This window comes from Bradyrhizobium sp. YR681 (assembly GCF_000282615.1).
Taxonomy (GTDB): Bacteria; Pseudomonadota; Alphaproteobacteria; order Rhizobiales; family Xanthobacteraceae; genus Bradyrhizobium.
Genome location: NZ_AKIY01000128.1, coordinates 1 through 8286 on the forward strand (window position 1 = coordinate 1; position 8286 = coordinate 8286).

At 64.8% G+C, this 8286-nt stretch carries 5 protein-coding genes; 3 read left to right on the top strand and 2 right to left on the bottom strand.

Features of this window, described 5'->3' with window-relative positions:
• Positions 1-213: 213 nt before the first annotated feature.
• Positions 214-1776: a 2-isopropylmalate synthase gene (locus PMI42_RS11810; protein WP_008134052.1), complete on the bottom strand. Its 1563-nt coding sequence runs from the start codon at positions 1774-1776 to the stop codon at positions 214-216.
• Positions 1777-2327: 551 nt separating this feature from the next.
• Positions 2328-2594 carry a hypothetical protein gene (locus PMI42_RS11815; protein ID WP_008134054.1) on the bottom strand — a complete coding sequence of 89 codons (267 nt, stop codon included), beginning with the start codon at positions 2592-2594 and terminating at the stop codon, positions 2328-2330.
• 395 nt (positions 2595-2989) lie between these two features.
• Between PMI42_RS11815 and PMI42_RS11820 the strand changes: the two genes are divergently transcribed.
• From PMI42_RS11820 to uvrA, 3 genes are all read left to right on the top strand, one after another.
• The gene (locus tag PMI42_RS11820; RefSeq protein ID WP_502692648.1) at positions 2990-4120 is read left to right on the top strand and encodes an SMP-30/gluconolactonase/LRE family protein; all 1131 of its coding nucleotides are present in this window, start codon (positions 2990-2992) and stop codon (positions 4118-4120) included.
• Positions 4121-4238: 118 nt separating this feature from the next.
• A complete protein-coding gene (locus PMI42_RS11825) occupies positions 4239-5360 on the top strand; it encodes a D-alanine--D-alanine ligase family protein (protein WP_008134058.1) in 1122 nt (373 codons plus the stop codon).
• 215 nt (positions 5361-5575) lie between these two features.
• Complete coding sequence (gene uvrA / locus PMI42_RS11830) at positions 5576-8086, top strand: excinuclease ABC subunit UvrA (RefSeq protein ID WP_008134060.1); 2511 nt, start codon at positions 5576-5578, stop codon at positions 8084-8086.
• Positions 8087-8286: the final 200 nt, after the last annotated feature.

The following is an 8286-nucleotide window of genomic DNA, read 5'->3' on the forward strand; positions in this document are numbered from 1 at the left end:
CGGCTGGGAAGCGGAGCCGCTATTGGCCCTTAGCAGGGCAGCTATTCATCATGAATGAATACCGCGAGCACCGCTGCGCCCCTCTCCCGCTTGCGGGAGATGGTTGGGGAGAGGGTCTCTCGCAACGGGACAATCCCCAGAGGAGAGAACCCTCACCCGCCACGCTTGGCGTGTCGGCCTCTCCCGCAAGCGGGAGAGGCGAAGTCAGCGGCCTCAGCTCGCCGCCGCCGTCGTCACCGTGTCGCGCTGGCGCTTCATGACGATCTTGTTGAGCGCACCGAGATAGGCTTTTGCGGACGCCACCAGCGTATCCGGATCCGCCGCGCGCGCGGTCATCGCACGTCCCTCATGCGACAGCCGCACCGAGACTTCCGCCTGGGCGTCGGTGCCTTCGGTCACCGCGTGGACCTGGTACAGCTCGAGCTTGGCCTCGTGCGGCACCAGGCGCTTGATGCAGTTGAACACCGCATCGACCGGACCGTTGCCCTCGGCTTCCTCGATCTTGATCTGGCCGTCGACGTCCAGCTTCATGGTCGCGCGCTGCGGGCCATGGGTGCCGGCGATCACGGTCAGCGAGGTCAGCTTGATGCGGTCGTGCGAGGCGGCCATCTCCTCGTCGACGAGCGCCTCGATGTCCTCGTCGTAGATGTCCTTCTTGCGGTCGGCGAGCGCCTTCATCCGCGTGAACGCATCTTCCAGCTGGTTCGGGCCGAGCTTGTAGCCCATCTCCTCCAGCTTGTGCACGAAGGCATGGCGGCCGGAGTGCTTGCCCAGCACCAGCGAGGACTGCTTCAGGCCGACCATCTCGGGCCGCATGATCTCGTAGGTGGAGGCGTCCTTCAGCACGCCGTCCTGGTGGATGCCGCTCTCATGCGCGAAGGCGTTCCGGCCGACGATGGCCTTGTTGTACTGGACCGGAAACGAGGTCGCCGCCGACACCACCTTGGAGGCGCGGGTCAGCTGCGTGGTGTCGATCTTGTTCCAGAACGGGAATTTGTCGTTGCGCACGTTGATCGCCATCACGATCTCTTCCAGCGCAGCGTTGCCGGCGCGCTCGCCGATGCCGTTGATGGTGCACTCGACCTGGCGCGCACCGCCGACCACGCCGGCCAGCGAGTTCGCAACCGCCATGCCGAGGTCGTTATGGCAGTGCACGGAGAACACGGCCTTGTCCGAGTTCGGCACGCGCTCGATCAGCGTCTTCATGAAATGGGTGTATTCGTCGGGCGTCGTGTAGCCGACGGTGTCGGGGATGTTCACCGTGGTGGCGCCGGCCTTGATGACGGCTTCCACGATGCGGCACAGATACTCCATCTCGCTGCGCGTGCCGTCCTCGGCCGACCATTCGACGTCGTCGATCTGGTTGCGGGCGCGCGCGACCATCGCGACCGATGTCTCGATCACCTGCTCCGGGGTCTTGTTCAGCTTCACCCGCATGTGCAGCGGCGAGGTCGCGATCACGGTGTGGACACGGCCGCGTTTTGCGAACTTCACCGCTTCGGCGCAGCGGTCGATGTCGGCCGGGTGCGCGCGGGACAGGCCGGCGATGATGGCGTTCTTGGAGCGGCGGGCGATCTCGCTGACCGCCTGGAAGTCGCCTTCCGAGGTGATCGGGAAGCCGGCTTCGATGACGTCGACGCCCATATCATCCAGCATCTCCGCGACCTCGAGCTTCTCCTCGAAGGTCATGGTGGCGCCGGGGCACTGCTCGCCGTCGCGCAGCGTGGTGTCGAAAATGATGACGCGGTCCTTGTCGGACTTGTTCACGGGGGCCATTGCAAAATTCCTTTTGAGCTTTTGCGCCGTCAGTCTGCTGGGCGCTTGAGGTGTCCGGTGATCTCGACCAACCCCTGAGCGCCCAGGCGCATGGCGCCCAGCCGGCCCTCAGGGGCAGCTAAGAAGAAGCCCGCCAAGAAGCAGGGTGGGCAGCAGCGCGGCCGGGATCGTGGCGGCGGCCAGAGCCACCTCCCCCGAGATCCCATCGATTTGGCCGCGAATCAGCATTGCCAGACCCTTTTGAGCCCTCAAATCCTCGGTCAAAACCGTTGACGGTTGGTTGCCGGGAGGCTCGATACGTCTGTTTCTAGACGAGAAACGGGCGCAACCGCAACGCCAAAAGATGGTCAGGAAGGCTGACCTGGTTGTGCCCCTCCACGCGAGGCCAACGCGCTGATGGCAGGGCGGCCCCGGAGAGCACGAGAATGGGCAAGCAATACATATCTGATCAGACGCTATATCCGAAAATCCGAATTTCGATCAAATGAAATACTTTGGCGCGGCGTTGGTTGGCTCAGCGCTCGCTTGTGTCGTTGGTCGCGGACCAGACTCTAGCCAACGCGGCGGGCCCGCGCCCGGTTTTCCCAGCGATCCAGCATCTGACCGAGTTCGCCATTGGCGGGAGCAGGCGACGTGATCTGATTGATGGCCGTGACGTCGTTGGTATTAGCAGGCGGGCTCGACCGCAGCCAGTCCGGCTCATCATATTTGCGCCAGCGGCGCGCTTCCCGCCTTTTCCTGGAGATGTAGTCGCGCGTGAAATAGCCGGCCGCAAAAGCGATCCCAAGCAATATGATCAGTACGACGACGCCTTGCACAATGAACTCCGACCTTTTTGCCCAGCAACGTTTCTGCCAGCATCGCTGGCGAGGTCAAGGCTTGACAGGCCCTAAAACCGGTCTCCGTTAACAGCTCGCGGGCGAGACCAATTGTCGCCATTGTCCCCAGACCCAGCCGCAATGCGGCGATGTTGCGGCGTTCTCGCGGCATCACGCAGAGGATGCGAACCTGCCCCTCGCAACCGGAGGCGGACCGGACTAACCTTCGCCCCGCTCGGCCGGATCAACCGGCCAGCCAACATGACCGGGAGGACGCGATGACACGCCAAGAGGCTGGGGACCACGCGGCTCGTGACCACGAGCCACATGACCAGGATGCTGCGCTTTCACGACGAACACTTGTCCGGGGACTTGCACTCGGTGCCGCCGCCACGATGGCCGGCCCCGCGCTGGCCCAGACCGGACCCGCTGCGCCGCCGACGACGGTCACGACGCCGCCGCGCGATTTCGGCCCCAACGGCGCACCGACCACCTATTTCTGGGACCCCGACATCCTCGCGGTCGATCCGTCCTTCAACGACCTCGCGCAGCCCAACACCGCGATCAAGCGCCTCTACACCGGCCTGCTGTGGGCCGAGGGCCCCGCATGGAGCGCGCAGGGCCGCTACCTCCTGTGGAGCGACATTCCCAACAACCGACAGATGCGCTGGACCGAGGATGACGGCCGCGTCAGCGTGTTCCGCTCGCCCTCCAACAACTCCAACGGCAATTCGTTCGACTTCCAGGGCCGCCAGCTCTCCTGCGAGCATCTGACCCGGCGGGTGACGCGCTACGAGCATGACGGCACCGCCACGGTGCTCGCCGATTCCTATCAGGACAAGAAGCTGAACTCGCCGAACGACATCGCCGCGCATCCCGACGGCAGCTACTGGTTCACCGACCCACCCTATGGCGGCCAGCTCTATGAAGGCGAACCTGACGTCGCGGGCGGTCCAAGCAATGCGGGCGGCAAACTCAACCCGCGGATCGGCCAGCCGGCCGGCTTCGTGCCGGGCAAGCGCGAGCTGCCTACGAATTGCTATCGCATCGATCCCTCGGGCCGCATCGACCTGGTCGTCACCGAGGAGCAGGTGCCCGATCCGAACGGCCTGTGCTTCTCACCCGACTACAAGAAGCTCTATGTCGCCTCGACCGGCAAGGGACCGGGCGACACCGGCCCCGGCGGCAAGGGCGAGATCTTCGTGTTCGACGTCGGTACGGACAACAAGCTCTCCGGCCTCAAGAAGTTCAGCGATTGCGTGATCGACGGCGTGAAGTGCGGGCCCGACGGCGTGCGCTGCGACGTCAACGGCAATGTCTGGGCTTCCAGCAATGCCGGCCGCGCCGTCGGCTATAGCGGCGTGACGGTGTGGTCGCCGGACGGCAAGCTGCTCGGCCGCATCCGCCTGCCTGAGGTTTGCGGCAACATCTGCTTCGGCGGCCCCAAGCGCAACCGCCTGTTCATGGCCGCGAGCCAGTCGCTCTATGCCGTGTACACGGCGACGCAAGGCGCCGGGCCAGGCTGAACGGCGCGCAGGATCGAGACACGGCGCCGGCGGGCTCGCCGGCGCCGTTTTGTTTTGGCCGACGCGCGAGCCGAAGCAACAAAGGTGACTTCCGGACCAAGCGCGTGATAATTGAGCCATGGCCAACAAAATTCGCGTCGTTGTTCTCTATGGCGGCAGGTCCGGTGAGCATGAGGTCTCGCTGAAATCGGCCGCCTCCGCATTCAGGCATCTCGACCGCAGTCGCTTCGAGGTGATCCCGGTCTCCATTGACAAGGAGGGCCGGTGGCAATTGAACGACCTTGGAGCGCTCGATCTGGCCCAGACGGCGTCCTTGCCGATCCTGCCCGACGCGCCCGAAATACGGCTCGCAAGAGGGCCCGACGGACGCGGAATGCTCATGCCGATCGTGCAGGGAGCAGCTGCCCCGGTCGAGATCGACGTCGTCTTTCCGGTGATGCATGGGCCGCTTTGCGAGGACGGCACCGTGCAGGGCCTGCTGGAACTGGCGGAGGTCGCCTATGTCGGATCGGGCGTTCTCGCCTCCGCCGTCAGCATGGACAAGGACATCGCCAAACGGCTCGCCGAATTCGCCGGCATTCCGATCGCGCCCTATCGCGTGCTCGCCCGCAAGGCCTTCGTTCGGGACCGCGATGCATCTCTCGCCAAGGCTGTCGAAGGCCTGAGCCTTCCGGTGTTCGTCAAGCCGTGCAACATGGGCTCCAGCGTCGGCATCCACAAGGTGAAGACAGCGGACGCTCTCGGCGCGGCGCTCGACGATGCGTTTCGTTACGACATCAAGGTGCTGGTCGAACAAGGCATCGACGCGCGCGAGATCGAGGTCGCAGTGCTAGAGGGCGACACGCTGTTTTCGAGCGTCGCCAGCGAGCTCAATCCCAACGCCCATCACGAATTCTATTCCTACGAGGCAAAGTACCTCGACCCCGATGGCGCCCGGGTCGACTTGCCGGCGAAGCTCGACGCAGAGCAGATGGCGCGCGTGCGATCGCTGGCGATGCAGGTGTTCGCCGCGCTCGAATGCAGCGGCTTCGCGCGCGTCGACTTCTTCCTCGACCGGCAAACCGGAAACTTCTATTTCAACGAGATCAACACCCTGCCCGGCTTCACCTCGATCAGCATGTATCCGAAGATGATGGAAGCCTCGGGCGTGCCCTATGGTGAGCTGCTGACGCGCCTCGTCGATCTGGCGCTGGAGCGACACCGGCAACGGCAATCGCTGGAACGGGGTTACGAATGCTAGAATACGCGGAAGGCACTGAAGTTTCCGAATCTTGTGAAGCTGCCGCAGCCACCTCCGGCACCGGGCAACCAGCGGCCGAGGCTCATCCCACTGCAAGGCCCGTCGCGGCAACCGCGACGGGCCTTCGCCTTGTGCAGAACGAAACCGGCCCGCTGGCATCGGTGGACCCATGCTGCGATCTTGCAGTTAGTCCCCCACGGGGCTGGAGGAGCCAGATGGACAGTCGACGGAAACAGCCCGATGGGCCGATGCAGGACGATGGCTTCGTGCATGTCCGCGGTGCGCGCGAGCACAACCTCAGGAACGTCGACGTCCGCATTCCGCGCAACGCCCTTGTCGTGTTTACGGGCGTCTCAGGCTCCGGGAAATCCTCGCTCGCGTTTGGAACGATCTACGCCGAGGCGCAGCGGCGTTATCTGGAATCGGTGTCGCCCTATGCGCGGCGCCTCTTCCACCAGATGCAGATCCCTGAAGTCGACGACATCGAAGGCCTGCCGCCCGCCGTCGCGCTCCAGCAGCAGCGCGGGGCACCGACGACGAGGTCGTCCGTCGGCAGCGTCACGACCATTTCGAACTTGCTCAGGATGCTCTATTCCCGCGCCGGCGATTATCCGCGCGGACAACCCCTGCTCTATGCGGAGTCGTTTTCGCCGAATACGCCGGAGGGCGCCTGCCCGACCTGCCACGGCATCGGCCGGATGCTCGACGTCACCGAGACATCCATGGTGCCCGACGATACCAGGACGATCCGCGAGCGCGCCGTCGCGGCCTGGCCGAGCGCATGGCAGGGGCAGAACCTTCGGGACATCCTGACGACGCTGGGCTACGACGTGGACAAGCCCTGGCGCGAGCTGCCCAAAAAGGACCGCGACTGGATCCTGTTCACCGATGAGCAGCCGACCGTTCCTGTCTATGCCGGCTACGACGCTGCCGAGGTCAAACGGGCGCTGCGTCGCAAGGAGGAGCCGAGCTATCAGGGTACGTTCACCGGCGCAAAGCGCTACGTGATGCAGACCTACGCCAGGTCCGAGAGCGCGATGATGAAGCGCCGGGTCGCGCAATTCATGATCACGCGGGAGTGCCCGACCTGCCACGGCACACGCCTGAAGCCCGAGGCGCTCAAGGTGAAGTTTGCCGGCCTCAACATAGCCGAGATGTCGCACCTGCCGCTCAAGCAGCTGCAAGAGGTGATCAGGCCATTCGCGACAGCCTCGACCGACAGGTCGGAGAAGACCGTCGTCGCCAGGCGCATCTGCGAGGATCTGTCGGCGCGCCTTGGCGTCCTGCTCGACCTTGGCCTCGGCTATCTCGCCTGCGAGCGCAGCACGCCGACGCTGTCGCCGGGCGAGTTGCAGCGCCTGCGTCTGGCGACGCAGGTCCGCTCGAACCTGTTCGGCGTCGTCTACGTGCTCGACGAGCCCTCCGCCGGCCTGCATCCCGCCGACACCGAAGCGCTGCTGCGGGCACTGGACCGGCTCAAGCACGCGGGCAATTCGATCTTCGTGGTCGAACACGAGATCGAGGTGATCAGGCATGCCGACTGGCTGGTCGATGTCGGGCCAGACGCCGGCGAAGCCGGCGGGAACATCCTCTATAGCGGACCGCCCGCCGGGCTCGGCGAGATCGAGCAGTCGCGAACCGCCCATTATCTCGCCCATCCGCGAAACAAGCTGCCGACGATCCGTCGCGAGCCGAAGGGGCATCTGAAGCTCAGGGGGGTGACGCGCAACAATCTGCGCGACCTCGACGTTGATATCCCGCTCGGAGTGATCGCCAGCATCACCGGCGTCTCTGGTTCAGGCAAGTCGAGCCTGATCAGCCAATTCCTGGTCGACACCGTGGCCGACCATCTCGGCCATGCGCTTGCCGCCGATGCCGACGACGACAGCCTCGCTCCCACGATCGAGACGTTGGGCGGCAAGATCGTTGCCGGCCTCGACCAGGTCGATCGCCTCGTCGTCGTCGACCAGAAGCCGATCGGCCGCACGCCGCGGTCCAACCTTGCGACCTATACCGGCCTGTTCGATCATGTGAGAAAGCTGTTCGCGGCGACGCCGCAGGCCAAGTCGCGCCGCTACGACGCCGGACGGTTCTCGTTCAATGTCGCGAAGGGCCGCTGTGCGACCTGCGAGGGCGAAGGCTTCGTCTGCGTCGAGCTTCTGTTCCTGCCCAGCGTCTATGCGCCCTGCCCGACCTGCAAGGGCGCGCGCTACAACGACAAGACGCTCGAGGTGAAGGTTCGCGGCAAGTCGATCGCAGATGTGCTGGCGATGCGCGTCGACGAGGCCTTCGAATTCTTTCGTGACGATGCCGCGCTGAACCGGTCGCTGTCCGTCGTCCGCGAGGTCGGCCTCGGCTATATCCGCCTCGGCCAGTCCGCCACCGAACTGTCGGGCGGCGAGGCCCAGCGCATCAAGCTGGCGACCGAGCTGATGCGTCTGCAACGCGGCCACACGCTCTATGTTCTGGACGAGCCGACCACCGGCCTGCATCCCCGGGATGTCGAGCGGCTGATCGCCCAGCTCGAGCGGATCGTGGATGCCGGCAACAGCGTCGTCGTCGTCGAGCATGACATGGATGTCGTCTCGCACAGCGACTGGATCATCGATCTTGGCCCCGGCGCCGGCGATGAGGGCGGCCACATCGTTGCATCGGGGACACCGCACCAGGTTGCCAAGTCCGGGGGGAAGACCGCCGGCTATCTCGCGCGTCGCTTGACGCAGTGACGAACCCATCTTGGGTCTTGCAGCCACCCATTTCGCAATTGCGTTGGGCCGCGCAGAACGGACCCAGACTTTCGCGATGTTGACTTTCCGCCGTCGCGCTCCCCATACTTCGCAAAAAACAACCAATCATAAGACGGTTTTGAGGGAGGGATAGGATGCCGACTTCACGCAGGCAGCTGCTGAAGGGTACGGCGGCTGCC